The sequence below is a fragment of the Pseudomonas sp. Pseusp18 genome (genome assembly GCF_059506005.1).
In genome coordinates, this window is the sequence record NZ_CP169240.1 from 1163886 (window position 1) to 1187358 (window position 23473).

Annotated in this window: 25 protein-coding genes; 13 read left to right on the top strand and 12 right to left on the bottom strand. The window is 58.4% G+C overall.

Annotated elements, in window-relative coordinates; translation table 11 throughout:
• The first annotated feature begins 56 nt into the window (after positions 1-56).
• Positions 57-965, top strand: coding sequence for a flagellar protein MotY (locus ACEN9A_RS05035; RefSeq protein WP_018926605.1), 909 nt, complete (start codon positions 57-59; stop codon positions 963-965).
• Positions 966-1094: 129 nt separating this feature from the next.
• Positions 1095-2312 (top strand): argininosuccinate synthase, encoded by a 1218-nt coding sequence (locus tag ACEN9A_RS05040; protein WP_007938916.1) that lies wholly within the window; start codon positions 1095-1097, stop codon positions 2310-2312.
• 174 nt (positions 2313-2486) lie between these two features.
• On the opposite strand, the gene ACEN9A_RS05045 is transcribed toward ACEN9A_RS05040, so the two are convergent.
• On the bottom strand, positions 2487-3068 hold the full coding sequence (locus ACEN9A_RS05045; RefSeq protein WP_258672515.1) for a hypothetical protein: 582 nt from the start codon (positions 3066-3068) through the stop codon (positions 2487-2489).
• A 561-nt stretch (positions 3069-3629) separates the two neighbouring features.
• Between ACEN9A_RS05045 and ACEN9A_RS05050 the strand changes: the two genes are divergently transcribed.
• The gene (locus tag ACEN9A_RS05050; protein ID WP_007938913.1) at positions 3630-4256 is read left to right on the top strand and encodes a response regulator transcription factor; all 627 of its coding nucleotides are present in this window, start codon (positions 3630-3632) and stop codon (positions 4254-4256) included.
• A gap of 91 nt (positions 4257-4347) precedes the next feature.
• Here the strand turns inward: ACEN9A_RS05050 and ACEN9A_RS05055 are convergent, their stop codons facing one another.
• From ACEN9A_RS05055 to metG, 8 genes are all read right to left on the bottom strand, one after another.
• A complete protein-coding gene (locus tag ACEN9A_RS05055) occupies positions 4348-4527 on the bottom strand; it encodes a PA3496 family putative envelope integrity protein (protein WP_007898493.1) in 180 nt (59 codons plus the stop codon).
• Positions 4528-4634: 107 nt separating this feature from the next.
• Positions 4635-5273, bottom strand: coding sequence for an endonuclease III (gene nth, locus ACEN9A_RS05060; RefSeq protein WP_258672517.1), 639 nt, complete (start codon positions 5271-5273; stop codon positions 4635-4637).
• Positions 5270-5884 (bottom strand): Rnf-Nqr domain containing protein, encoded by a 615-nt coding sequence (locus tag ACEN9A_RS05065; RefSeq protein ID WP_258672518.1) that lies wholly within the window; start codon positions 5882-5884, stop codon positions 5270-5272. The genes nth and ACEN9A_RS05065 overlap by 4 nt, the downstream gene beginning before the upstream one ends.
• Positions 5877-6488 carry an RnfABCDGE type electron transport complex subunit G gene (locus ACEN9A_RS05070; protein WP_258672519.1) on the bottom strand — a complete coding sequence of 204 codons (612 nt, stop codon included), beginning with the start codon at positions 6486-6488 and terminating at the stop codon, positions 5877-5879. The genes ACEN9A_RS05065 and ACEN9A_RS05070 overlap by 8 nt, the downstream gene beginning before the upstream one ends.
• Complete coding sequence (locus ACEN9A_RS05075) at positions 6485-7477, bottom strand: RnfABCDGE type electron transport complex subunit D (RefSeq protein ID WP_258672521.1); 993 nt, start codon at positions 7475-7477, stop codon at positions 6485-6487. The genes ACEN9A_RS05070 and ACEN9A_RS05075 overlap by 4 nt, the downstream gene beginning before the upstream one ends.
• Positions 7464-8468, bottom strand: a complete 1005-nt coding sequence (rsxB, locus tag ACEN9A_RS05080) for an electron transport complex subunit RsxB (protein ID WP_258672522.1) — start codon at positions 8466-8468, stop codon at positions 7464-7466. Before rsxB ends, ACEN9A_RS05075 begins: the two co-directional genes overlap by 14 nt.
• Positions 8465-9034, bottom strand: a complete 570-nt coding sequence (locus ACEN9A_RS05085) for an Rnf-Nqr domain containing protein (protein WP_258672523.1) — start codon at positions 9032-9034, stop codon at positions 8465-8467. Before ACEN9A_RS05085 ends, rsxB begins: the two co-directional genes overlap by 4 nt.
• 172 nt (positions 9035-9206) lie before the next feature.
• Positions 9207-11261: a methionine--tRNA ligase gene (gene metG / locus ACEN9A_RS05090; protein ID WP_258672524.1), complete on the bottom strand. Its 2055-nt coding sequence runs from the start codon at positions 11259-11261 to the stop codon at positions 9207-9209.
• A 321-nt stretch (positions 11262-11582) separates the two neighbouring features.
• On the opposite strand from metG, the gene apbC reads away from it, so the two are divergent.
• Positions 11583-12677, top strand: coding sequence for an iron-sulfur cluster carrier protein ApbC (gene apbC / locus ACEN9A_RS05095; RefSeq protein WP_018926592.1), 1095 nt, complete (start codon positions 11583-11585; stop codon positions 12675-12677).
• Positions 12678-12789: 112 nt separating this feature from the next.
• Here the strand turns inward: apbC and ACEN9A_RS05100 are convergent, their stop codons facing one another.
• The gene (locus ACEN9A_RS05100; protein ID WP_018926591.1) at positions 12790-13548 is read right to left on the bottom strand and encodes an SDR family oxidoreductase; all 759 of its coding nucleotides are present in this window, start codon (positions 13546-13548) and stop codon (positions 12790-12792) included.
• Positions 13549-13698: 150 nt separating this feature from the next.
• Here ACEN9A_RS05100 and ACEN9A_RS05105 point away from each other — a divergent pair, with 150 nt between their 5' ends.
• From ACEN9A_RS05105 to groL, 4 genes are all read left to right on the top strand, one after another.
• Positions 13699-14430: a HugZ family pyridoxamine 5'-phosphate oxidase gene (locus tag ACEN9A_RS05105; protein ID WP_258672526.1), complete on the top strand. Its 732-nt coding sequence runs from the start codon at positions 13699-13701 to the stop codon at positions 14428-14430.
• Positions 14431-14496: 66 nt separating this feature from the next.
• Positions 14497-14973 (top strand): FxsA family protein, encoded by a 477-nt coding sequence (locus ACEN9A_RS05110; RefSeq protein WP_019651370.1) that lies wholly within the window; start codon positions 14497-14499, stop codon positions 14971-14973.
• Between the two features lie 245 nt (positions 14974-15218).
• Positions 15219-15512: a co-chaperone GroES gene (locus tag ACEN9A_RS05115; RefSeq protein WP_018926588.1), complete on the top strand. Its 294-nt coding sequence runs from the start codon at positions 15219-15221 to the stop codon at positions 15510-15512.
• Positions 15513-15561: 49 nt separating this feature from the next.
• Positions 15562-17208 (top strand): chaperonin GroEL, encoded by a 1647-nt coding sequence (gene groL / locus ACEN9A_RS05120; RefSeq protein ID WP_019651371.1) that lies wholly within the window; start codon positions 15562-15564, stop codon positions 17206-17208.
• A 175-nt stretch (positions 17209-17383) separates the two neighbouring features.
• Here groL and ACEN9A_RS05125 read toward each other — a convergent pair whose 3' ends face one another.
• Positions 17384-18127 (bottom strand): phosphatase PAP2 family protein, encoded by a 744-nt coding sequence (locus tag ACEN9A_RS05125; RefSeq protein ID WP_019651372.1) that lies wholly within the window; start codon positions 18125-18127, stop codon positions 17384-17386.
• A gap of 53 nt (positions 18128-18180) precedes the next feature.
• Positions 18181-20130: an LTA synthase family protein gene (locus tag ACEN9A_RS05130; RefSeq protein WP_258672531.1), complete on the bottom strand. Its 1950-nt coding sequence runs from the start codon at positions 20128-20130 to the stop codon at positions 18181-18183.
• Positions 20131-20331: 201 nt separating this feature from the next.
• On the opposite strand from ACEN9A_RS05130, the gene colR reads away from it, so the two are divergent.
• From colR to ACEN9A_RS05155, 5 genes are all read left to right on the top strand, one after another.
• The gene (colR, locus tag ACEN9A_RS05135) at positions 20332-21015 is read left to right on the top strand and encodes a two-component system response regulator ColR (protein ID WP_007938890.1); all 684 of its coding nucleotides are present in this window, start codon (positions 20332-20334) and stop codon (positions 21013-21015) included.
• The gene (locus ACEN9A_RS05140) at positions 21005-22285 is read left to right on the top strand and encodes a sensor histidine kinase (RefSeq protein ID WP_019651374.1); all 1281 of its coding nucleotides are present in this window, start codon (positions 21005-21007) and stop codon (positions 22283-22285) included. The genes colR and ACEN9A_RS05140 overlap by 11 nt, the downstream gene beginning before the upstream one ends.
• A 142-nt stretch (positions 22286-22427) precedes the next feature.
• Complete coding sequence (locus ACEN9A_RS05145; protein WP_018926583.1) at positions 22428-23096, top strand: class I SAM-dependent methyltransferase; 669 nt, start codon at positions 22428-22430, stop codon at positions 23094-23096.
• Between the two features lie 4 nt (positions 23097-23100).
• The gene (locus ACEN9A_RS05150; RefSeq protein WP_408981132.1) at positions 23101-23241 is read left to right on the top strand and encodes a hypothetical protein; all 141 of its coding nucleotides are present in this window, start codon (positions 23101-23103) and stop codon (positions 23239-23241) included.
• Positions 23238-23465 (top strand): hypothetical protein, encoded by a 228-nt coding sequence (locus tag ACEN9A_RS05155; protein ID WP_026331876.1) that lies wholly within the window; start codon positions 23238-23240, stop codon positions 23463-23465. The genes ACEN9A_RS05150 and ACEN9A_RS05155 overlap by 4 nt, the downstream gene beginning before the upstream one ends.
• Positions 23466-23473 lie beyond the last annotated feature (8 nt).

The window sequence follows — 23473 nt, forward strand, 5'->3', positions numbered from 1 at the left end:
GCAGGCCGTGAATATGTGTGTCGGTCTTTTTGTCGTAGAAGCCAGTGGAGCCTCCCGTGCGCCAGCGTTATTTAGCCTTGCTCAGTGTGTTTGCCAGCCTTCCCGCGATGGCGCTCACTTTCCAGACTCGCCTGGAGAGCATCGAGTGGACGGTCGAAGGTGACAAATTCGAATGCCGCCTGACTCAACCGATCACCGATTTCGGTTCGGGTGAGTTTGTGCGGCGCGCCGGAGAGCAGGCGACATTTCGTCTGAAGGCCTACAACTCAATGATTGGTGGGGGTTCTGCGACATTGCTGGCGGCAGCCGCGCCATGGCAGCCGGGGCGTGGCGACATAAACCTGGGGTCGGTGAGAATCGGTAGTGGCAACGTGCTGTTCAACAGCTCGCAAGTGCAGGCCGGGCGCCTGATCAGCGGGTTGATGGAGGGGCGCAGCCCGGTCGTTCGACACTCATCGGGCGACGGTCGGGTGTCTGAAGTGCGTCTGCTACCGGTCAAGTTCAGCAAGGCCTACGGTGACTATCAGGGCTGCGTGGCCAAGTTGTTGCCACAGAATTTCGAGCAAGTGAAGCAATCCGAGGTCGGCTTTCCGGGGGAGGGTATCGATCTCGATGCCAGGGCCAAGGCCCAGTTGCAGGTCATGCTGGAGTTCATGAAGGCCGATCCGACGGTCAACCACATTGAACTCGACGGCCATTCCGACAACAGTGGCAACCGCCTGACCAACCGTGAACTGTCACGACGCCGGGCGCTGGCGGTGATGGATTTCTTCAAGGCCAATGGTGTGCAGGAATCGCAGATCACCCTGCGTTTTCACGGTGAGCGCTATCCGCTGGCGCCCAACAACAATGCCGCCAACCGGGCTAAGAATCGCCGGGTTGCCGTACGCCTCGAACGGGTCGCACCGACCGAGAAACCGGCGCCTCAAGCCACCGCCGCCGCGAGCAGCGCGACGACCTCCTGAACCTGCTGAATTCGTCGCTCGCTCGACATAATCTGTCGCTTCGTCGTCATAAGCTGTCGCGCCTCTGTAAATTATCCTGCATGAGCGGTAGACTTGACAGCTTTCCGTAGAACCCCGTGGAGTGATGGCATGGCGGACGTAAACAAGGTCGTTCTGGCGTATTCCGGCGGCCTGGACACTTCGGTGATCCTCAAGTGGCTGCAGGATACATATAACTGTGAAGTAGTGACCTTCACCGCTGACCTGGGTCAGGGCGAAGAGGTCGAACCGGCCCGCGCCAAGGCACAGGCCATGGGCGTAAAAGAAATCTATATCGACGATCTGCGCGAAGAATTCGTGCGTGATTTCGTATTCCCGATGTTCCGCGCCAACACCGTTTACGAAGGCGAGTACCTGCTGGGTACTTCCATCGCTCGTCCGTTGATCGCCAAACGCCTGATCGAAATCGCCAACGAAACCGGTGCTGACGCCATTTCCCACGGCGCGACCGGCAAGGGCAACGACCAGGTTCGTTTCGAACTGGGCGCCTACGCCTTGAAGCCAGGTGTGAAAGTGATCGCTCCATGGCGCGAATGGGACCTGCTGTCCCGTGAGAAGCTGATGGACTACGCCGAGAAGCACGCGATTCCGATCGAGCGTCACGGCAAGAAAAAATCCCCGTACTCGATGGATGCCAACCTGCTGCACATCTCCTATGAAGGCGGCGTGCTGGAAGACACCTGGACCGAGCACGAAGAAGACATGTGGCGCTGGACCGTCTCCCCGGAGAACGCTCCCGACAAACCGCAGTACCTGGAACTGACCTACCGCAACGGCGACATCGTTGCACTGGACGGCGTCGAAATGACCCCGGCCACCGTGCTGGCGACCTTGAACCGTATCGGTGGCGAACACGGTATCGGCCGTCTGGACATCGTCGAAAACCGCTATGTGGGCATGAAGTCCCGTGGCTGCTACGAGACGCCTGGCGGCACCATCATGCTGCGCGCTCACCGTGCGATCGAATCGATCACCCTGGACCGCGAAGTGGCTCACCTCAAAGACGAGCTGATGCCTAAATACGCCAGCCTGATCTACACCGGTTACTGGTGGAGCCCAGAGCGTCTGATGCTGCAACAGATGATCGATGCTTCCCAGGCCCACGTGAACGGCGTAGTGCGCCTGAAACTGTACAAGGGCAACGTGATCGTCACCGGACGCAAGTCCGACGAGTCGTTGTTCGACGCCAACATCGCGACCTTCGAGGAAGATGGCGGCGCCTACAACCAGGCCGATGCGGCGGGCTTCATCAAGCTCAATGCCTTGCGCATGCGTATCGCGGCGAACAAAGGCCGCAAGCTGTTCTGAGACCTTTGATGCGGTAATGGAGCTGTGGCCTTGTCGATGACAAGGCCACAGTTCTGAAAAAGGGCTGCTGCATATTACGTTTCGCTTTCTGCTTGTTTCTTCCAACCGTTCCTTCTGCTGCCTGCCTTTGATCTCACTTCAAGGGCTGCCTTGCTCTGTGCGACGGGTCAAAACCTAGCCCATGATCGTCACGTCATGTGAGCTCAAATTGTAAGAAATACAGAACGTTGCGTTGCTGCGTTTCTTTAGTTGTTTCCAGTGTTTGGGGGCGCTGTCCTTCAGCACTACCTCCGAATCGGTGCATGTGAGAAATACGATCACTTGTGCAGGATTATCCGGAGCGTGCTGGATACTCTCCATCAGGGCGCTGAACGCCATATTTTTGGTTATCCAGCGTGCATCAATGATGTGCAGATCCTTTAGCGGTGCGGGCAGCTGCACATGGTGTTGGGCCGAGCGTTCAGGCGATACTCTGGAAGTGCTGTTTCCCGACTGATCAGCGTTGTCCAGGACTTTTATAAAATGCTTTCCCTTCTCGAAATCGGAGGGCGCGTAAAGCGACCGATAATTGAAGTTAAGTGTGGCGAAGAAAAGAAAAAGCAAATAAAAGGGAAAGCTGATTAGAAACCAGACATAGAGCTCTCTCTCCTTGTTGTCAAGAAAGGGTAGTGATACAGCGGCTGATGTTTCGGACAGTGCTGCAAATATTGCAATTATTGTCATGGGGTTGGTGATTCTTTTTTTGAGTTTTATCATGTTTTTTACTCATTGGATATTATCTTTTTCTCTGTTGGTTTATAGAGCGTGTTTTGCTGGTGTATGTATGAGTGTTTTTTTTGTTTTTATTATTTTAAGTTTCTTTCTGTTGTGTGGTTGAGATTGATATAGTAACTGCATTGTTCTGGGGCTGTGTATGGCTGTTTATTTGTTTTTAAGTTGTGTGGGTTTGTTTTGCTTGTGAAGTGTTGCTGTGTGTAAGGATTTTTCCAATAGTTTGGATCGGGCTATGTAAGACTCTGCAAGATACTCGTTACCTTTAAGGGTAGCTTAATAGTCGCGGTCTGTCGGGCCAAGGGCGTTGAACCCTGTTTTTTTGGGTGTGAATTGTTACAAAGAAACTGTCGAAGCGTTTAGCAGTGTTCGGCCAATAAAGTCTCTGGCTCATCGTGTGCAATGATTTCTTGTAGGAATAATCCGTGTTGTTTGTAGGTGATGTCTCTCGGTGCGAGTGGTCGAGGGGGACGGCATGCCATGGGTGAAACGACTAGGCTATGGTGCGGGCTCTAAAAATTCGAACAGCGAAAATTGGACTTGCCCATGAATAAAGTGCTGATCGTGGATGATCACCCCGTCATTCGTCTTGCGGTACGTATGCTAATGGAGCGTCATGGCTACGAAGTCATTGCAGAAACAGATAATGGCGTGGATGCGTTACAAATTGCCCGTGAACTTATGCCGGATATTGTCATCCTGGATATTGGAATACCAAAACTGGATGGGCTGGAAGTTATCGCACGCCTGACCTCGGCGGCGATGCCTCTTAAAGTGCTGATATTGACGTCCCAGGCTCCAGGGCATTTTTCCATGCGTTGTATGCAATCGGGTGCCGCCGGATATGTCTGTAAACAACAGGACCTTACTGAGTTGCTCAGTGCAATAAAGGCCGTACTGTCAGGTTATAGCTACTTTCCTAATCAGGCGCTGCATACTGTGCGCTCCAGTCTTGGGAATGCCAGTGAAGCCGACATGGTAGATCGGTTGTCCGGGCGGGAAATGATGGTCCTGCAGCAGTTGGCCCGAGGAAAGACAAACAAGGAAATCGCCGATGGAATGTTCCTCAGCAATAAAACCGTCAGTACTTACAAGACTCGCCTGTTGCTGAAGCTCAATGCTCGCTCACTGGTCGATCTTATTGAATTGGCTCAACGTAATGGCCTGGTATGAGTACGCCAGCGTTTGACGAGGGGCGATGAGCGGGCGTTTGTCGGGGATGGGCACTTAGTAAAAAGCCTCCGTTTCGGGAGGCTTTTAGGTGTCATAGGTCAAAATCGTAATCGGCCAATTGCTTTTGCAGTCGGCGCTCCTCCAGCAGATTGTCGATGGTGCGGCGTTTGCTCAGGTTGGTCTTCGCTACTTCCACCACCGGTTCTGCGTCATCGGCCTCAACGGGGGTGAAGTCGTCTTCTACGTCCAATTGCTCTTTGCCAGTGCTCATAAGGTTAACTCCAGGCTAAGACTGCCTTTGGCGCTCCTTATATCGACAATTTCCCGGCGGGTAAAAAAGATTTTTTCAATCGGCTAATCAAGAAAACTAATAGAGCCTCAATCGTCCGAGGTCTTTTGCTTGTATTCGCATAAGTCCTCGATCCGGCAGCTGCCACAACGTGGCTTGCGGGACAGGCAAACGTAGCGTCCATGGAGAATCAGCCAGTGATGGGCGTCGAGCAGATACTCCTTCGGCACGAATTTCATCAGTTTCTGCTCCACCTCGACCACATTCTTGCCCGGAGCAATGCCGGTACGGTTGCTGACCCGGAAAATGTGGGTGTCCACGGCCATGGTCAACTGACGAAAGGCGGTATTGAGCACCACATTGGCGGTCTTGCGGCCGACGCCGGGCAACGCTTCCAGCGCTTCGCGGGTCTGCGGTACTTCACCGCCATGGCGCTCTACCAGCAAGCGACAGGTTTCGATCACGTTTTTTGCTTTGCTGTTATACAGGCCGATGGTCTTGATGTACTCCGATAATCCTTCGACGCCCAAGGCATGAATCGCCGCCGGCGTATTGGCCACCGGAAACAGTTTAGCGGTGGCCTTGTTGACGCCGACATCGGTCGATTGCGCCGAGAGAATCACGGCAATCAGCAGTTCGAACGGCGAGGAATAGGCCAGCTCGGTCTTCGGTTCAGGATTGTCTTCGTGAAACCTGCGGAAAATTTCCAGACGTTTTGCGGCATTCATGGGCGATGCGTTTCCTCGAAGGAGGTCAATGTGGGGGAGGGGCGGGTCCAGGCCTGACGTGCGGCGATCAGCAGCCCCAGCAGAATAAACCCGCCGGGGGCCAGCGTGGCCAAGCGCAAGCCACCGTCAGCGGTGAGCACCCAACCTTGCCAGTCCGGTTGCATGGCACCGGTCAGCCAAGGCAGATGGCTACCCAGTGTCCCGTTGCCGATGAGCTCGCGCAGCAGGCCCAGGCCAATCATCAAGGCGCCGAACAGGCCGCACAGGCGCAGGCGGTCACGCCTTGTGCCCTGGAAAAAACCGTTATGTTCCAGCACCACGCATTGCAAGGCGATCAATCCGGTATAGAACCCCAGATGCTGGTGCCATTGAAGCGACCAGGCTTGCGTGGCGAGTTCTACACAACTGGTCAGTGTGGCAGCCAGCAGGAGGCAGGCCAGTAAATGGGTTGCCGGAATCAGTCGTGAGCGCAAGATACCCATGCTCACGTCATAAACACTGAGCACCAGAGCGAACGTCAGCCACAGGCCCAGGGCCGTTACCAACGAATCAGTGACGCCGATCAGAGGAGCAAGCATCAGCGAGTTCTGCAGGGTCGATGACTTATTCATGGGCGCTGCTCCCGATCAGCGGTTGCCGGTGTTCATCGAAGTAGCGCAATGCATCGTGAGTGGCATTGATCACCGCTCTTGAGGTGATGGTCGCGCCGGCGATCTGATCGAATTGCCCTTGGTCCTTTTTCAAGGCCCAGCCCGTGTCGCCTGGTTCGCCTGGAGACTTGCCGGTAAACACTTGCAGCCAGGCATTGGGCCAGTCGGCGAGCTTGCCGCCCAGCCCCGGGGTTTCCGATTGCTTGAGGGTTTTGACCCCCAGCAACGTGCCATGGGGGTCGATGGCGATCAGCAAATCGATGGCGCCGGCGTAGCCCAGTGTCTGGCTGCGCAGCAACACGGCGCTCGGTTGGCCGGCCTTGGACGCCAGATAGCCATTCAGCAGCGTGCTATTGGGCAGGCGAGTGTTTTCGACGCTGAGGGGGTGTTCCAGTGGCTGATTGTCGTAGCTGTCGGGCGCTAGCAGGTCCAGCAAATTGCGACTGTCGATCAGGCGTTGTTCGGCGGCAATGCGTGCGGCGCTGGTGTGCTGCACGAAGTAAGTCGCGCCTGTCCCCAGGCCTGCCAGTAATACCAGGACCACAACGCTTGTCGCTCGGTTCATGGGCTAACCTGCGCTTGCCTGGAGGCGGCAAACCGCTCCAGCGCCGGTACACAGAGGTTCATCAGCAGGACGGCAAAGGCCACCCCGTCGGGATAGCCGCCCCACGTGCGGATCAGGTAAGTCAGCAGCCCCACTCCGGCGCCGAACAGCAACCGGGCCGTGGGGTTTTTCGCGCCGGATACCGGTTCCGTCACGATGAAGAAGGCACCCAGCATGCTCGCGCCGGTGAGCAGATGGAAGAGTGGCGAGCCATGGGAATCGGAGCCCGAACCGTTCCAGCACAGCAGGCTGATGACGAATAGGCTGGCGAGCATGCCGACCGGCGCATGCCAGCTGAACACCCGCCGTTGCAGCAGAAACGCGCCGCCGGCCAGGAAGGCCAGGTTGACCCATTCCACGCCCCGGCCGCCGAAATGGCCGAATGCCGGGTTGCCGGCAAACAGTTCGTCCATGGTCAGGCTTTTGTTGATTCGCAGGCTGTCCAGCGCGGTGGCCTGGGCCCACGCGTCTGGCGTCTGGCCGAGGCTGAAGCCGAACACTTGTTGCAGGCCTGCGAGCAAATCCATGCCATGGGACGACGGCCAATGGGTCATTTGCTGGGGAAATGTCACTAAAGCCAGGGCGAAACCGAGCATCGCCGGGTTGAACGGATTCCTGCCGACGCCGCCGTACAGGTGCTTACCGAAAAAAAGTCCGAATGCCGCCGCGCTGACGGTCAGCCACCACGGGCAATAAGGCGGCAAGGCCAGGGCCAACAGGGTCGCGCTGACCAGCGCACTGCCATCGCTCACTGTCGGTTTTACAGGTTGCTTGCGCAGCTGCAACACCGCTGCTTCAACGGCCAGTGCGGTAGCTGCCGTCAGAATCAGGTTGATCAACACGCCCCAACCGTACAGCCAGAACAACATCAGCATTCCCGGCAGGGTGGCCAGCAACACCAGCTTCATGGCCTGCTGAAGGCGTTCGTCCACCGATTCAAGGGGCGGCATAGGCATCCACCTGCCGCTCGGCTTCGCTGAGCGCATGTTGCAACGCTGCGATCTGTTCGGCCGACGCTTCGCTTGTTTGAGCCTTCTTCAGTTCGGCGCGGCGCATGGCCAACTGGATTTTCGCCCGTTTCAGCTCGGCATCGTTCGCCGGAGCCGGTGGTGCCGCGACTTGCGGCGCACCGCGTTCCAACTGCGCCAGCGCCTGTTCAGCAGCTTCGAATTGCTGTTGCAGCACGATCAGTTGCGACTGCTGTTCGAAGGTCGGTGGATGCCCGAAGGCCTTGAGCGATTTGTTCAACTGCGCCCGACTCATCGCCAGGTCGACCTTGGCCTTTTTCAGTGCCGCATCGGCATTGGCGGCCTTCTGTGCGCGCACGCGTTCCAGCGCGGCCTGAACCGGGTCGAGGGTCACTTCACTGTGCTGCACGGCGCGTTGGGCGCGGGCCTGGCGTTCGGCGAGTTTCTGTTGCTCTTCGCGGTGTAAGCGGGCATTGCGCTGTTCGAACCGACGTCGCGCGCGGTTGCGCTTGGCGGCCCGGGCCTGTTGCTCCTCCAGGCTGAACGCCAGGCCACCGACAATCGGCAGCGTGGCCAGCGGTAGCGGATGCATCTCGATGCAATCCACCGGGCAGGGCGCCACGCAGAGGTCGCAACCGGTGCATTCGTCGACGATGACCGTGTGCATGAATTTCGCCGCGCCGACAATCGCGTCGACCGGGCAGGCCTGAATGCATTTGGTGCAGCCGATGCATTCGGCTTCGCGGATGTACGCGATTTGCGCCGGTGCCGAACCGCGACTGACGTCCAGTTCCAGCACCGGCACTTTCAGCAGCTCGGCGAGGGCCGCGATGGTTTCGCTGCCGCCCGGTGGGCACTTATTGATCGGCTCGCCGCTGGCGATGCCTTCGGCGTACGGTTTGCATCCGGGGTGGCCACACTTGCCGCATTGAGTCTGCGGCAGGAGGGCATCGATGCGTTGAATCAGACTCATGTTTTGATCAGTCCGCTGAATCCGAGAAAAACCACTGCGATCAATCCGGCGCCGATCAATTCGATCGGCAGGCCGCGAAAGGGCAGGGGGATATCGTTATCGAGTGTGCGTTGGCGCAAGTCGCTGAACAGGCTCAGCACCAGCCAGAAACCCAGCCCGGCACCGAGGCTCAAGGCTATGGCGTGGAAAAGTCCCTTGTCATCCTGGGCGTTGAGCAAGGTCAGCCCAAGCACGCCGGCATTGCCCAGCAGCAGGGGCCAGAGCCCCTCGAATGAAAGCTTGGCGAATAACCGTGGAAGCAGCTTCAGCAGTGGGCCGATCAGCAGAACGCTCAGCGGCAGGAATGCGAACAGTCGCAGCGACGTCAGCCCCAGCGGCACCAGCAGCCAGTAGTAGAGCGCATGGCCGAGCGTGCCGACGATCAGCATCAGGCACGTCGTCGCGATGCCCAATGCATGCACCTGTCGCCGCTCGCTGTCCAGCACCGGATCGACGCCCAGCGGCCAGTGCAACACGAGGTTGTTGATCAGGGCAGCGCTGATAAGCGTAAGAAGCAGTTCGGTCATGATCGTGCCGGCAAGAACAGGGCTTTCTTAAGGGACTCTCTAGAAAGGGCTCTCTAAAAAGAACTCTCTAAAAAGAGATTAGGCATTATCCGGCAAGGAAGGAGGGTGGGCCAGATATGAAAATCCCACAGTCGCGCCGGGCACGACTGTGGGATCGGTTTAGCGCAGGACCTTACTTGATGCGCTGACCTGGCTTGGCGCCGCTGTCGGGGCTCAGCAGGTAGATTTCTTCACCGCCAGGGCCGGCTGCCATCACCATGCCTTCGGAGATCCCGAATTTCATTTTGCGCGGCTTGAGGTTGGCAATCATCATGGTCAGGCGACCTTCAAGCTTGGCCGGGTCCGGGTAGGCGCTCTTGATGCCGGAGAGCACGTTGCGTTGCTCGTCACCGATGTCCAGGGTCAGGCGCAGCAGTTTGTCGGCCCCTTCGACGGCTTCGGCCTTGAGGATCAGGGCGACGCGCAGGTCGACCGCGGCAAAGGTATCGAATTCGATCTCCGGCGACAGCGGATCCTTGGCCAGTTCGCCGTTACCTTGAGGTGCGGCAGCTTCGCCGGTGTCGGTCTGGCTGGCGGTCAGGTCTTCTTTCGAGGCGTCGGTCATGGCTTGCACTTTTACCGGGTCGATGCGGGTCATCAACGGTTTGAACTCGTTCAGCTGATGGTTGCTGAGCAAGGTGGCGTGGTCGTTCCAGGTCAGCGGTGCGACGTTCAGGAACGCCTCGGCATCGGCGGCCAGCAGTGGCAGCACCGGCTTGAGGAAAATCACCAGTTGGCGGAACAGGTTGATGCCCAGGGCGCAAATGGCCTGGACTTCATCCTGCTTGCCTTCCTGTTTGTTCAGCGACCACGGTGCCTTGTCGGCGATCCAGGCGTTGGCACGGTCGGCCAGGCCCATGATTTCGCGCATGGCCCGGGCGAAGTCACGCGCCTCGTAGGCTTCGGCGATGCTCGGTGCTGCGGCCAGGAACGCTTCGGTCAGCTCCGGTGCGGCGTTGCCGGCCACCAGCACGCCAGCGTTGCCTTTGTTGATGAAACCGGCGCAACGGCTGGCGATGTTGACGACTTTGCCGACCAGGTCGGAGTTGACCTTCTGCACGAAGTCTTCGAGGTTCAGGTCCAGGTCATCGACGCCACGGCTCAGCTTGGCCGCATAGTAGTAGCGCAGGTATTCCGGCGACAGGTGATCCAGATAGGTTCGGGCCTTGATGAAGGTGCCACGGGACTTGGACATCTTCTGGCCGTTGACGGTCAGGTAGCCGTGCACGTTGATGCCGGTCGGTTTACGGAAACCGGCACCTTCGAGCATCGCTGGCCAGAACAGGGCGTGGAAGTTGACGATGTCCTTGCCGATGAAGTGGTACAGCTCGGCGGTGGAGTCCTTGCCCCAGAACGCGTCGAAATCAAGTGCAGGCGTACGGTTGCACAGGTTCTTGAAGCTGGCCATGTAGCCGATCGGCGCGTCCAGCCACACGTAGAAGTACTTGCCCGGCTCATCGGGAATTTCGAAGCCGAAGTACGGCGCATCGCGGGAGATGTCCCACTGTTGCAGGCCGGCGTCCAGCCATTCGGCGATCTTGTTGGCCACGGCATCTTGCAAGGTGCCGCTGCGGGTCCAGGCTTGCAGCATTTCCTGGAAGTCCGGCAGCTTGAAGAAGAAGTGCTGGGAATCCTTGAGCACCGGCGTGGCGCCGGAGATTGCCGACTTCGGATCCTTGAGGTCGGTCGGCGCGTAGGTTGCACCGCATTTTTCGCAGTTGTCGCCGTACTGGTCTTCGGTGCCGCATTTCGGGCAGGTGCCCTTGATGAAGCGGTCGGCCAGGAACATTTTCTTTTCCGGGTCGAAGTACTGCGTGATCGAGCGCGTGGCGATGTGCCCGGCGTCGCGCAGCTTCAGGTAGATCTGGCTCGACAGCTCACGGTTTTCTTCGGCGTGAGTGGAGTGGAAGTTGTCGAAGTCCACCAGGAACTCGGCAAAGTCGGCGCTGTGTTCAGCCTGGACGTTGGCGATCAGTTGTTCCGGGGTGATGCCTTCCTTTTCTGCGCGCAGCATGATGGCCGAACCGTGGGCGTCGTCGGCGCAGACATAAATGCAGTGGTTACCGCGATGCTTCTGGAAGCGCACCCACATATCGGTCTGGATGTATTCCAGCATATGGCCGAGGTGGATCGAACCATTGGCATAGGGCAGGGCGCTGGTGACGAGGATCTTGCGTGGCTCGGACATGGGGCTCGGCTACTTGATGAAACGGAGGTCGGCCACTATAAAGCGCCGGCGCATATTTTTCACCCTTCGGGCCTGTTTCCGGATGCATCGACTGCCATAACCTGTGGCGAGGGGGCTTGCCCCCGTTCGGCGGCGCAGCCGTCGTAAAGCAAGTCAGCATGGTATTCCAGGCAAAAAACACTTAGGGCCGCTTCGCGCCCCAACGGGGGCAAGCCCCCTCGCCACAGGTAAGCTATCTCGCTGCGGTATTCTGTTCGCCACAAATGTGTGTCCGGCGTAGGATACCCGCCTGATTTTCCAGTCTTGCTATCGGAGTTGCCCATGAGCGCCGTCAATCGCGCAGCGGTGGAAGCCGTCCTTCGCCAATATACCGACCCTTACCTGAACCAGGACCCGGTCAGCGCCGGGTGCGTGCGCAGCATCGATATTCAGGGCGATCGCGTCAGCGTCCAGCTGGAGCTGGGTTACGCCGCCGGTCTGTTCAAGAGTGGCTGGGCGCAGTTGTTGCAGATGGCCATCGAGGGCCTGGATGGCGTGGTCACTGCCCGTGTCGAGATCACCAGCGTGATTGCCGCGCACAAGGCCCAGGCACAGATTCCGGGGTTGGCCAACGTCAAAAACGTGGTGGCCGTGGCGTCTGGAAAGGGAGGCGTGGGCAAATCCACCACGGCCGCCAACCTGGCGCTGGCGTTGGCTCGTGAAGGTGCCAAAGTGGGGATTCTCGACGCGGACATCTACGGTCCGAGCCAGGGCATCATGTTCGGCATCCCTGAAGGCACCCGTCCTCAGGTCAAGGATCAGAAATGGTTCATTCCGATCGAGTCCCATGGCGTCGAAGTGATGTCCATGGCCTTCCTGACCGACGACAACACGCCGATGGTCTGGCGTGGGCCGATGGTGTCCGGCGCCTTGTTGCAACTGGTCACGCAAACGGCCTGGGGCGACCTGGATTACCTGGTCATCGACATGCCGCCAGGCACCGGCGACATCCAGTTGACCCTGGCGCAAAAAGTCCCGGTGGCCGGTGCGGTGATCGTGACCACCCCGCAGGATCTGGCATTGCTGGATGCGCGCAAGGGCGTGGAAATGTTCCGCAAGGTCAACATCCCGGTGCTGGGCGTGGTCGAAAACATGGCCGTGCACATCTGCTCCAACTGCGGGCATGCCGAGCATTTGTTCGGTGAGGGCGGGGGTGTGAAGCTGGCCAACCAGTACGGCGTCGAACTGTTGGCTTCGTTGCCGCTGTCGATGCTGATCCGCGAACAGGCCGATGGCGGCAAGCCAACGGTGATCGCCGAGCCTGACAGCCAGATTGCGATGGTTTACCAGGAACTGGCCCGCCATGTCGGCGCGCGGATTGTGTTGCAGGAAGCTGCGACGCCGGCGATGCCGAACATTACCGTCAGCGACGATTAAATCGCTGAAAAGAGATCGCAGCCTCGCTTCGCTCGACAGCTCCTACAGGTGTAAGCCAATCCATTTGTAGGAGCTGTCGAGCGAAGCGAGGCTGCGATCTTTTGATCTTGCTTTAGATACGCAACCCGCCATCCAGCTCCAGAATCCGACCGGTGTAGTAGTCATTCTCGAAAATGTAGGCCGCCGACTGGGCGATCTCTTCGGGTTTGCCCATGCGCTTGAGCGGAATCCCGGAAGTCATTTTTTCCAGCGCTTCAGGTTTCATGCTCAGGGTCATTTCAGTTTCGATGAAGCCCGGCGCAATGCCCGCCACGCGAATCCCGTAGCGCGCCAGTTCCTTGGCCCAGGTCACGGTCGCCGCAGCGACACCGGCCTTGGCGGCGGAGTAGTTGGTCTGGCCGATATTGCCGGCGCGTGAGATCGACGAGATATTGATGATCGCGCCGCTGTTGTTCAGCTCGACCATTTTTGCCGCGACTTCACGGGTGCACAGGAACACGCCGGTCAGGTTGACGTCGATTACCGCCTGCCATTGGGCCAGGCTCATCTTGGTCATTTCGCCGTCCTTGACCTTCAGCAACAGGCCGTCGCGCAAAATGCCGGCGTTGTTGATCAGGCCATGGATCGCGCCGAAATCGTCGGCCACCTGGCTGACCATGTGGGTCACTTGCTCTTCATCGGCGACGTTGCACAAGTAGGCACGGGCCTCGACACCCTTGGCCTTGCAAGCGGCGACGGCGGCGTCGAGTTTTTCCTGGTTCAGGTCCACCAGGGCCAGCTTCGCGCCACGACCTGCAAGATACTCGGCCATGGAACGGCCTAAACCCTGGCAACCGCCGGTGATAATGATTACTTTGTCAGTGAGTTGCATTCGCATGCCCCCGTTAGCTGGTCAGAGTGGATTTCTTGTAGGCCTCTCTTGCGCGGGCCGGCCGCACATGAGAACTGCCCGATGGCGTCCTGGGAACTTTAGCCCAGTTGTCCGTCCGTTTTCGACGGATTCTACATAAGGAGTCATAAATTGAGCATTAAAGTTGCTAAGAACGCCCGAGAGTTGCTTCTCAAGGAATACCGTGGAGTGCTCTCTACGCACTCCAAAGCGATGCCCGGTTTCCCGTTTGGCTCCGTGGTTCCGTACTGTCTGGACGAACAGGGCCGGCCGCTGATCCTTATCAGCCGCATCGCTCAGCACACTCACAACCTGCTGAAGGATCCGAAATGTTCGCTGCTGGTGGGTGAACGCGAGGCCGAAGACGTGCAAGCCGTTGGTCGGCTGACCTACCTGGCCGAAGGGGAAAAACTCGAGGACACCGCAGCCATCGAAGCGGCAGCCGAGCGTTACTACCGCTATTTCCCGGAATCGCAGAACTATCACAAGGCCCACGATTTCGATTTCTGGGTGCTCAAACCGGTACGCCACCGTTACATCGGCGGCTTCGGCGCGATTCACTGGGTCGACCAACTGACCCTCGCCAACCCGTTCGCCGGCAAGGCCGAAGTGAGCATGGTCGAGCACATGAATGCCGATCACGCCAAAGCCATCGCCCACTATGTCGACTTGGCGGGCCTGCCGAAAACCGTGCCGGCGCAATTGGTCGGCATCGACAGCGAAGGCATGCACTTGCGCATCGGCCAGGGGCTCCACTGGCTGCCGTTTCAAGCGCCTTGTAATACGCCGACACAAGTCCGGGAAGCCTTGGTTTTCCTGGCTCACGCCGAGCATTGGCCGAAAAATCAAGTGGTCGATGCTTGAATTCACGAAACGGCGACGTCATCTAAGGAACACTGGCAAGGCTTACTTGCGTTGAGGAACCATTTGATGCGCCCTTTTTTGTTGCTCTTTGTACTGTTTCCGGTGTTGGAGCTGTTCGTATTCGTCAAGGTCAGCGGGGCGATCGGGTTTTTCCCGGCCCTGCTACTGATCATTCTCGGCTCGATGCTCGGCGTATTCGTGCTGCGTATCGCCGGTCTGGCTACTGCGCTGCGCGCTCGTGAAAGCCTGAGCCGCGGCGAGTTGCCGGCCCAGACCATGCTCGAAGGCCTGATGCTGGCCCTGGCGGGTGGTCTGTTGATTCTGCCGGGCTTCGTCACCGACGTGCTGGGTCTGATTATGTTGCTGCCGATCTCTCGTCGACTGCTGGCCAATAAAATGCGCCAGCGCGCCGAGGAACAAGCGATGCGCCAGCGTGCGTTTGCCGATGACCTTCAGCCGCGGGGCGGTCCTGCCCCACGTCAGCCGTTGGGCCGTGAGCCTAACGTGATCGAAGGCGAGTTCGAACACCGCGACTCCAAGTAACATGTCCATCGACACGGCACCTTTGGGTGCCGTGTTCATTTTCAGGGTATCGACGTAAAAATTTCGCTCACGGCCCTTGAAATAGGCTCGCGCGCCCTTATGTAACGGTCACCGCAAGGTTTCTGGCAATTGCGCCAGACAGACTTCCGCGGTTCGCTCGACGAACCGCACCCGGCGCCGCCGGATTTGTTAAACCCGCCGGGACTACACCGGCCGATGAAAACCACAATTAGGAGAGATCGACAATGAAGCTTCGTCCTCTGCATGACCGCGTCGTTATCCGTCGCAGCGAAGAAGAAAAGAAAACCGCTGGCGGTATCGTCCTGCCAGGTTCGGCTGCTGAGAAGCCAAACCAGGGTGAAGTCCTAGCTGTAGGCCCAGGCAAAGTGCTGGACAACGGCGAAGTGCGTGCACTGTCCGTGAAAGTGGGTGACAAGGTGGTGTTCGGCCCGTACTCCGGCAGCAACACAGTGAAAGTCGATGGCGAAGACCTGGTGATCATGGCTGAGAACGAGATTCTCGCTGTTGTCGAAGGCTGATTCCCCGCTCATTTTCCCGCTACTACAAAGTATTTAAGGAATATCGATCATGGCTGCTAAAGAAGTTAAATTCGGCGACTCCGCCCGCAAGAAGATGCTCACCGGTGTCAACGTTCTGGCTGACGCAGTAAAAGCGACCCTGGGCCCGAAAGGCCGTAACGTGATCATCGAGAAGAGCTTCGGCGCTCCGACCATCACCAAGGACGGCGTTTCCGTAGCCAAAGAAATCGAACTCGAAGACCGCTTCGAAAACATGGGCGCGCAGCTGGTCAAAGACGTTGCCTCCCGTGCCAACGATGACGCAGGCGATGGCACCACCACCGCTACCGTTCTGGCTCAGTCGATCGTCAACGAAGGCCTGAAAGCCGTCGCTGCCGGCATGAACCCGATGGACCTGAAGCGCGGTATCGACAAAGCGACCATCGCTATCGTCAAAGAGCTGAAGAACCTGTCCAAGCCTTGCGCTGACACCAAGGCAATCGCTCAGGTAGGTACCATCTCGGCCAACTCCGACAACTCCATCGGCGACATCATTGCCGAAGCCATGGAAAAAGTCGGTAAAGAAGGCGTGATCACCGTTGAAGAAGGCTCGGGCCTGGAAAACGAACTGTCGGTTGTTGAAGGCATGCAGTTCGACCGTGGCTACCTGTCCCCGTACTTCGTCAACAAGCCAGAGACCATGACTGCCGAGCTGGACGGTCCGCTGATCCTGCTGGTCGACAAAAAGATCTCGAACATCCGCGAAATGCTGCCAGTACTGGAAGCCGTTGCCAAAGCCGGCCGTCCACTGCTGATCGTGGCCGAAGACGTTGAAGGCGAAGCCTTGGCGACTCTGGTTGTGAACAACATGCGTGGCATCGTTAAAGTCGCAGCCGTCAAGGCTCCAGGCTTCGGCGACCGTCGCAAGGCCATGCTGCAGGACATCGCTGTTCTGACCGGCGGTACCGTGATCTCCGAAGAGATCGGTCTGAGCCTGGAAAGCACTACCCTGGAACACCTGGGTAATGCCAAGCGCGTGATCCTGTCCAAAGAAAACACCACCGTGATCGACGGCGCCGGCGTTGAGGCTGACATCCAGGCTCGCGTGACCCAGATCCGTCAACAAGTGGCCGACACTTCGTCCGACTACGACCGTGAAAAACTGCAAGAGCGCCTGGCCAAACTGTCCGGCGGCGTTGCAGTGATCAAGGTTGGCGCTGGCTCCGAAGTTGAAATGAAAGAGAAGAAAGCCCGCGTTGAAGACGCCCTGCACGCTACCCGTGCAGCCGTTGAAGAAGGCGTGGTACCTGGCGGCGGCGTGGCACTGATCCGTGCCCTGCAAGCCATCAGCGAACTGAAAGGCGACAACGCCGATCAGGACGTCGGTATCGCAGTTCTGCGTCGTGCGGTCGAAGCGCCACTGCGTCAGATCGTTGCCAACTCCGGCGACGAGCCAAGCGTGGTTGTCGACAAGGTCAAGCAGGGTGCAGGTAACTTCGGTTACAACGCTGCCACCAGCGAATACGGCGACATGATCGAAATGGGCATCCTGGACCCAACCAAGGTAACCCGTTCGGCTCTGCAAGCTGCATCCTCGATTGGCGGTCTGATCCTGACCACCGAGGCCGCTGTTGCCGAAGCACCGAAGAAAGACGGCGCAGCTGGCGGCGGTATGCCAGACATGGGCGGTATGGGCGGCATGGGCGGCATGATGTAAGCCAGCCTTACCCCTATAAAAAAGCCCCGCCTGCGTTGAGCAGGCGGGGCTTTTTATTGCCTTCATTTTGGTAGGTCCGCAGATCGCGTCGCGGCCATCCATCGCGGGCAAGCCACGATCCCACAGTGGATTGCGTAAACCTGTGGGCGCGGGGCTTGCCCGCGATGGCGTCGGTTCAGGCGCTGACCGGTTTTGCCTCGTTTGCCTGTTCAATCTTGGAGGCTGGCCGGTACAGGATGTAGTAGTACGCCCCCAGGCAAAACAGCCAGCAGAAAACCGCCGTCCACACGTTGTGCGAGAAGAAGTGCGCGCCCTGCATCATCCGGCCGATGGAAAACACCGAGCCCAACGTGAAAGCGAAGATAAACGCATAGCGTGCCAGCCGTGGGCGTCGGTCACGCAACACAAAGAACAACGCAAACAGGGTGAAACCGGTCGCCGCATGACCACCTGGCCAGCAGCGGCCTGGCTTGTCGGTATGCGGGCGAGGGCTCAGCAGTTCGCTGTAGGTTTCGTGCCCGCCGAATTGTTCCAGGCTCCATGGGCATTGCACCGCCGTTGCCGCTTTGAGCGGAGTGACAAAGGAGGTTGACAGCGCCAGAGACAACACCAGGCAACCCATTTCACGTTTGAACGGTTTGAGCCTTTCAATGAAAAAGGAGCCGACAAAGCCCAGGATCGAGAACACCGAAAAGGCAATGACCACTTGCTTTGCCCGGTCATGCAGGATGTCTTCCAGGAAATAACTGTGGCGCCCGATGAATGCACCGGCGACCGGATCATAGAACAGCTTGGCAAGGTCCATGTCCAGGGACGTCAATTCGAGCAGCAGCAGGGTGATCGCCGCAATGGCGGGCACTCCCAGATACAGCCAGAAGTTGAGCGGGCGGGAGATGGGACGGACAGCGGTTGATGACATGGTGGATCCTGATGAATGGAAAAACCCCGGGGCATCAGCCCGGGGCCATTCGGTTAACGGTCGCTGACTTGGCGGCTGCCCTCCGTGGGCGCTTTCCAGCCGAGCAGCTGTTGCTTGAAGCCATGACTGGCAGTTTGGTAATAAGTGATTGCGCGGGTGATCAACGGATCAACGGTGGTGGCCCGTGATTCGCGACTGTCGGTCAGTGCATCGTCGTGGCGACGCAGACCCTCACGCGGGCTCAGGATCGCTAAATCCTTGCCGTCGAACAAGCCCAGATGTTGATAGTTGCCAACCACCACTCGCGGCGGCAGTGGATTGTCCTGCAACAGGTTGCGACCGAAGAACGTCGACTGGTAATCCAGGTTCAGCAGCCCGAGCAACGTTGGCGCAAGGTCGATCTGACTGGCCAGCTGTGCGGTTTCCCGAGCGTCGATCAGCTTCGGTGCATAGATGAACAGCGGAATCTGATAGTTGCTGATCGGCAAGTCTTCTTTGCCAGCGCTGCCAGCCGTGTGATCGGCAACGAAGACGAAGATTGTATTATCGAACCAGGGTTTTTTGCGCGCCTGATCAAGGAACTGACCAATGGCGAAGTCGGTGTACTTCACCGCACCGTCGCGTCCGTTACCGGATTTGATATCGATCCGGTTATCCGGGTAGGTATAGGGGCGATGGTTGGAGGTGGTCATCAGCTGCAGCAGAAACGGCTGTTGTTTGGCATAGTCGGCGTCGGCCAGTTTCAGGGTCTGGTTATAGAGGTCTTCGTCAGCCATTCCCCAGGCGTTCTTGAAGTGAATCTCTGATTCATCGACGCTGCTCTGGTCGACGACGCGATAGCCGTTGCCGCTGAAGAACGCGTTCATGTTGTCGAAGTAACCGCGCCCGCCATACACGAATACGCTGTCGTAACCCACGGCGCTGAGTTGCTGGCCGAGGCTGGCGAAACCGCTTTCACGACCCACGCGCTTGACGATCGAGCGCCCCGGCGTCGGTGGAATGGCCAGGGTGATGGCCTCCAGGCCGCGATCGGTGCGGGTGCCGGTGGCGTAGAAATTACTGAAGTACAGGCTTTGTTTGCGCAAGGCATCGAGGTTTGGTGTCAGGTTGCGATCGTCGCCATTGCTGCCCATGTACTTGGCACTGAAGCTTTCGATGGTGACCAGCACAATGTTGGGTTTTCGTTCGGTGCCGGGATTATCGATCATCCGGCGGATGTCCTGTGGATCCTCGCCGATGAAGCGAGCATTGGGCTCGGTCAGTTCAGCGCGAATCTGTTGCGCGACGACGGAGGTCGGCAGGGTGCTGTAGAACTGCGGGTAATCCAGTTCGTTATTGCGAAAGGCGGCGAAGAACTGGTACGGGCCATTGCTCGCCAGTTCGTTCTGATAGGCATTGCCGCCCTGAGCGCGTGGCGCATCCTGGCTGAGCAGTTGCGCGCTCAGGCCCGCGACGATCAGCAGGCCGAGCGCATTCAGCAGACGCCCGCGCATGGCAGGCAATGGTGCATCCAGCGCAGCGTTGAAGGATTTGCGCAGCGCAAAGCTCAGGACTACGGCCAGCACCGCGAGCAGGCTCAGCAGCTTGCCGATCGGGTACGACTCCAGCAGGTTATTCAGCACCTCATCGGAGTAGACCAGGTAATCGACGGCGATGAAGTTGAAACGCACACCGAACTCATCCCAGAACAGCCATTCGGCCGCCGACGTGAACAGCATGGCGAACAGGCTGACGGTCAGCAGGCCCTGAAGGAACCAGCGATGGCCACGGCGGCGCCACAAGGCCGGCGGGCATAGCAGCAGATAGAGGCCCATGGGCAGCGCCGCGTAGGCAATGAAACCCAGGTCATAAAGCAGGCCGATGCCAAACACGGACAGGAGCCCGCTGCCTGCCTCATCCAGGTGAGTGAGGAGGAGAACGCTTCGGGTCAGGAGAAAAATGACCAGCCAGGAACCGGTTACCAGTAGCAGAAAGCGCATTGGCGCCGTCTTCAAACAATCCATTATCTACATTCCCTATATCAATCGCGCGAAAGTTTCTCTTGAACGCTGTAGTCGGGTTGTGAACCGACAGTGAAAAACTTGTTAGCACCATTATTTGGTTGAGCGCATCGATTCTACGACCGGCCGCCCTAGCCCTGAGTCACACTTGGCCTTAAGCTGCGCGGGCCAAGACGGCCGTTACTGTATACGGAGGAGGTGCCGATGCGAATTCTATTGGTTGAAGACAACCGCGATATCCTGGCCAACCTGGCCGATTATCTGGGGCTCAAAGGTTACACCGTGGATTGCGCGCAGGACGGTTTATCTGGCTTGCACCTGGCGGCCACCGAGCATTACGACTTGATCGTACTCGATATCATGCTGCCCGGTATCGATGGCTACACCCTGTGCAAACGCCTGCGCGAAGACGCCCGCCGTGATACGCCGGTGATCATGCTCACTGCGCGCGATCAACTGGACGACCGTCTGCAAGGCTTCAAATCCGGCGCCGACGATTACTTGATCAAACCCTTTGCCCTGTCAGAACTGGCGGCGCGCATCGAGGCGGTCATGCGCCGTGCCCAGGGTGGCGGTCGCCGTGCCTTGCAGGTCGGCGATCTGAGCTACGACCTCGATACCCTGGAGGTGACGCGCGAAGGCCGTCTGTTGAAACTCAACCCGGTGGGCCTGAAGCTGCTGGCGGTATTGATGCAGAAAAGCCCGCACGTGCTGCGTCGGGAAATTCTCGAAGAGGCCCTGTGGGGCGACGACTGCCCGGACAGCGACAGCCTGCGCAGCCACGTCCATCAATTGCGCCAGGTGATCGACAAGCCGTTCGCCAAACCCTTGCTGCACACGGTGCACGGCGTCGGTTATCGCTTGGCCGAGGGCCGTGATGGAGTTTAAGCAGAGCCTTTCGCAACGGATCATCATCGCCTTTGCATTGATGAGCGCATTGGTCGCGGGAGCCTTCGCGATAGGCATCATCGCGACCGTGCACCTGGTGGAGGAGAAACTGATTTCGTCAGGCCTGGGTGGCGATTTGCAACGCCTGTTGCTGATGGACAGCGTGACAGACTGGAGCCACCGCCCCGAGCCGGATCAGTTGTTCTATTTCAGCGGCGGGCCGGGCGACTTTGAGTTACCCAAGGATTTGCGGCACCTGGACTCGGGTTTTCATGAAGTCTTTCGCGACCATCTGTCGTATCACGCCATGGTCGAAATCGTCGACGGACGGCGCTACGTGCTGTTGCAGGACCAGAGCGATTTCGAAGAGCGTGAACGGGTGCTGTTTGCCGTAGTGCTGGTGGGGTTCGTGCTGAGCCTGGCGCTGGCGGTATTTCTGGGCTGGGTGCTGGCGCGCAAGGTGATGGCGCCGGTGGTACGACTGGCCCGCCAGGTGCGCCATCGCGATCAGCTGTTGGGCCTGGCACCGCCACTGGCGCCGGATTATGCCGCCGATGAAGTGGGCGAGCTGGCCGTGGCCTTCGACGCCACCCTCGGGCGCTTGCGTCAGGCGTTGACCCGTGAGCGATTGTTCACCAGTGACGTCAGCCACGAACTGCGCACGCCATTGATGGTGTTGGCCAGTTCCTGTGAATTGTTGCTGGAAAACCCCGGCATCGATCAGCGCGGGCGTGCCCAGGTCGAGCGGATCGCCCGGGCTTGCGCAGAGATGCGCGAGTTGGTGCAGACCTTCCTCATGCTGGCCCGCGCTCAGCATGAAGACGCCAGCATGGGCCCCCAGCAAAGCCTCAGTCAGGTGGCCGACGGGCTGCTTTGCCAATGGCGCGAACCGATCGAAGCCAAGGGCCTGACGTTGAATGTCGAGTTGGGCAACCCGCCGGACACTCGCTATAACGCGACGCTTCTGCACGCGGTGATGGGCAACCTGTTGCGCAATGCGCTGCATTACACCGAGCATGGGTTTATCCGCCTGGCCCTGACGGATACGGGGTTCGTGGTCGAGGACAGTGGTGTAGGCATTCCCGAAGAAAAACGCGAGGCGATGTTCGAGCCTTTCGTGCGCGGCAGCGAAAAGCGTGGCGAGGGCTTGGGGCTGGGGCTGTCGCTGGTGCAACGGATCTGCGAGAACCAGGGCTGGAGTGTCAGCCTGACGAACATGGAGCCCAACGGTTGTCGCTTCCAGGTGGAGTTGAGTCAGAGAAAGCGATGAATGGGTTGAAAAATAAATCGGCTCCGTAAAACCCTGAAATGATTCCGGGTTTTACCTGACGAAATTTTCACCAAGGCATGACCTGACGCTGACACCCCGCAACTTAAGGTGGTTGTCATCAGAAGCTCAGGAGATTGCAGTCATGGCTGGCCCGATAAAGCTCGGCTTCTCCGAAAAATACGACGATCAACCCGCACAGAAAAATGTGCGCAAGCACCAGGTGGGGCTCGGTCGCCGGCTGTCCCAATGGCGCGATGAACACCTGGCGCGAAAGGCCCTGGCGTTGGCCGGTGAACCTGGCCTGGTCCTCGATTTGCCCTGCGGTGCCGGGCGTTTCTGGCCGTTGCTCGCGGAAAAGCACAACCGTGTCATCATCGGGGCCGACAACTCGGTGTCCATGCTCAAGACTGCCATGCGCACGCAACCCGCCGATGTGGTCAAAAGGGTACAACCCTTGCACACGTCTGCATTCGACATTGCTTTGCCCGATAACGCGGTCGACAGCATTTTCTGCATGCGTCTGCTCCATCACATCGGTGAAGCCGAGCAACGACTGACCATCCTGCGTGAATTCGAGCGTGTCACCCGCGACAGCGTGATTGTTTCGTTGTGGGTAGACGGCAATTTCAAGGCCTGGAAACGCAAGCGCGCCGAGAGGCTGCGTGGGCAGGAAGGTTACCAGACTCGATTTGTGTTACCGGCTGCTACGATTGAAAAGGAGTTCGAGCAGGCGGGTTTCCATATTCAGGGGCAAATGGATTTTTTACCGCTCTATGCCATGTGGCGGGTCTATGTATTACGCAAGAGGTAACAGAATGACAGTGCACTATGCAGCTGCGCCCCATGACCTGAAGCAAGGGCGTCGCCACTCGTCGTTCAGCGATACAGACTGGAAAAAACTCGTCTACTTTTATAACAAGGCGTTTGGCAGCGCTATCAAAGGCTTATTGCAATGAAACTCGAAATTGCACGAGGTTTGTTTTTAGCCGGAGCCTTGGCAGTTGCTTCTTTGGCGGTGGCTGCCTGGGAGCAGCCCCGCACGCAGGTCCTCAGTTCCGTGCACGGCGACGCACATTGTCCGTTGCCCCGGGTAGCCAAAGCACCCGTGGCCACTCAACCCGATCATGACTTGTTACTGTTCATGTTCGGACTTTCTCAGGGACTGAGGCCACAGAGTTGAACAGATTG

Excerpts from the sequence above, each read along its gene's own strand:
- groL (WP_019651371.1), top strand. The coding sequence starts at position 15,562 with ATGGCTGCTAAAGAAGTTAAATTCGGCGACTCCGCCCGCAAGAAGATG.
- colR (WP_007938890.1), top strand. The coding sequence starts at position 20,332 with ATGCGAATTCTATTGGTTGAAGACAACCGCGATATCCTGGCCAACCTG.
- metG (WP_258672524.1), bottom strand. The coding sequence starts at position 11,261 with ATGTCCGAGCCACGCAAGATCCTCGTCACCAGCGCCCTGCCCTATGCC.
- ACEN9A_RS05050 (WP_007938913.1), top strand. The coding sequence starts at position 3,630 with ATGAATAAAGTGCTGATCGTGGATGATCACCCCGTCATTCGTCTTGCG.
- nth (WP_258672517.1), bottom strand. The coding sequence starts at position 5,273 with ATGAATGCCGCAAAACGTCTGGAAATTTTCCGCAGGTTTCACGAAGAC.
- apbC (WP_018926592.1), top strand. The coding sequence starts at position 11,583 with ATGAGCGCCGTCAATCGCGCAGCGGTGGAAGCCGTCCTTCGCCAATAT.
- ACEN9A_RS05110 (WP_019651370.1), top strand. The coding sequence starts at position 14,497 with ATGCGCCCTTTTTTGTTGCTCTTTGTACTGTTTCCGGTGTTGGAGCTG.
- ACEN9A_RS05070 (WP_258672519.1), bottom strand. The coding sequence starts at position 6,488 with ATGAACCGAGCGACAAGCGTTGTGGTCCTGGTATTACTGGCAGGCCTG.
- ACEN9A_RS05100 (WP_018926591.1), bottom strand. The coding sequence starts at position 13,548 with ATGCAACTCACTGACAAAGTAATCATTATCACCGGCGGTTGCCAGGGT.
- ACEN9A_RS05130 (WP_258672531.1), bottom strand. The coding sequence starts at position 20,130 with ATGGATTGTTTGAAGACGGCGCCAATGCGCTTTCTGCTACTGGTAACC.
- ACEN9A_RS05065 (WP_258672518.1), bottom strand. The coding sequence starts at position 5,884 with ATGAATAAGTCATCGACCCTGCAGAACTCGCTGATGCTTGCTCCTCTG.
- ACEN9A_RS05155 (WP_026331876.1), top strand. The coding sequence starts at position 23,238 with ATGAAACTCGAAATTGCACGAGGTTTGTTTTTAGCCGGAGCCTTGGCA.
- ACEN9A_RS05085 (WP_258672523.1), bottom strand. The coding sequence starts at position 9,034 with ATGACCGAACTGCTTCTTACGCTTATCAGCGCTGCCCTGATCAACAAC.
- ACEN9A_RS05145 (WP_018926583.1), top strand. The coding sequence starts at position 22,428 with ATGGCTGGCCCGATAAAGCTCGGCTTCTCCGAAAAATACGACGATCAA.
- ACEN9A_RS05055 (WP_007898493.1), bottom strand. The coding sequence starts at position 4,527 with ATGAGCACTGGCAAAGAGCAATTGGACGTAGAAGACGACTTCACCCCC.
- ACEN9A_RS05045 (WP_258672515.1), bottom strand. The coding sequence starts at position 3,068 with ATGATAAAACTCAAAAAAAGAATCACCAACCCCATGACAATAATTGCA.
- ACEN9A_RS05115 (WP_018926588.1), top strand. The coding sequence starts at position 15,219 with ATGAAGCTTCGTCCTCTGCATGACCGCGTCGTTATCCGTCGCAGCGAA.
- rsxB (WP_258672522.1), bottom strand. The coding sequence starts at position 8,468 with ATGAGTCTGATTCAACGCATCGATGCCCTCCTGCCGCAGACTCAATGC.
- ACEN9A_RS05075 (WP_258672521.1), bottom strand. The coding sequence starts at position 7,477 with ATGCCGCCCCTTGAATCGGTGGACGAACGCCTTCAGCAGGCCATGAAG.
- ACEN9A_RS05150 (WP_408981132.1), top strand. The coding sequence starts at position 23,101 with ATGACAGTGCACTATGCAGCTGCGCCCCATGACCTGAAGCAAGGGCGT.
- ACEN9A_RS05040 (WP_007938916.1), top strand. The coding sequence starts at position 1,095 with ATGGCGGACGTAAACAAGGTCGTTCTGGCGTATTCCGGCGGCCTGGAC.
- ACEN9A_RS05140 (WP_019651374.1), top strand. The coding sequence starts at position 21,005 with ATGGAGTTTAAGCAGAGCCTTTCGCAACGGATCATCATCGCCTTTGCA.
- ACEN9A_RS05125 (WP_019651372.1), bottom strand. The coding sequence starts at position 18,127 with ATGTCATCAACCGCTGTCCGTCCCATCTCCCGCCCGCTCAACTTCTGG.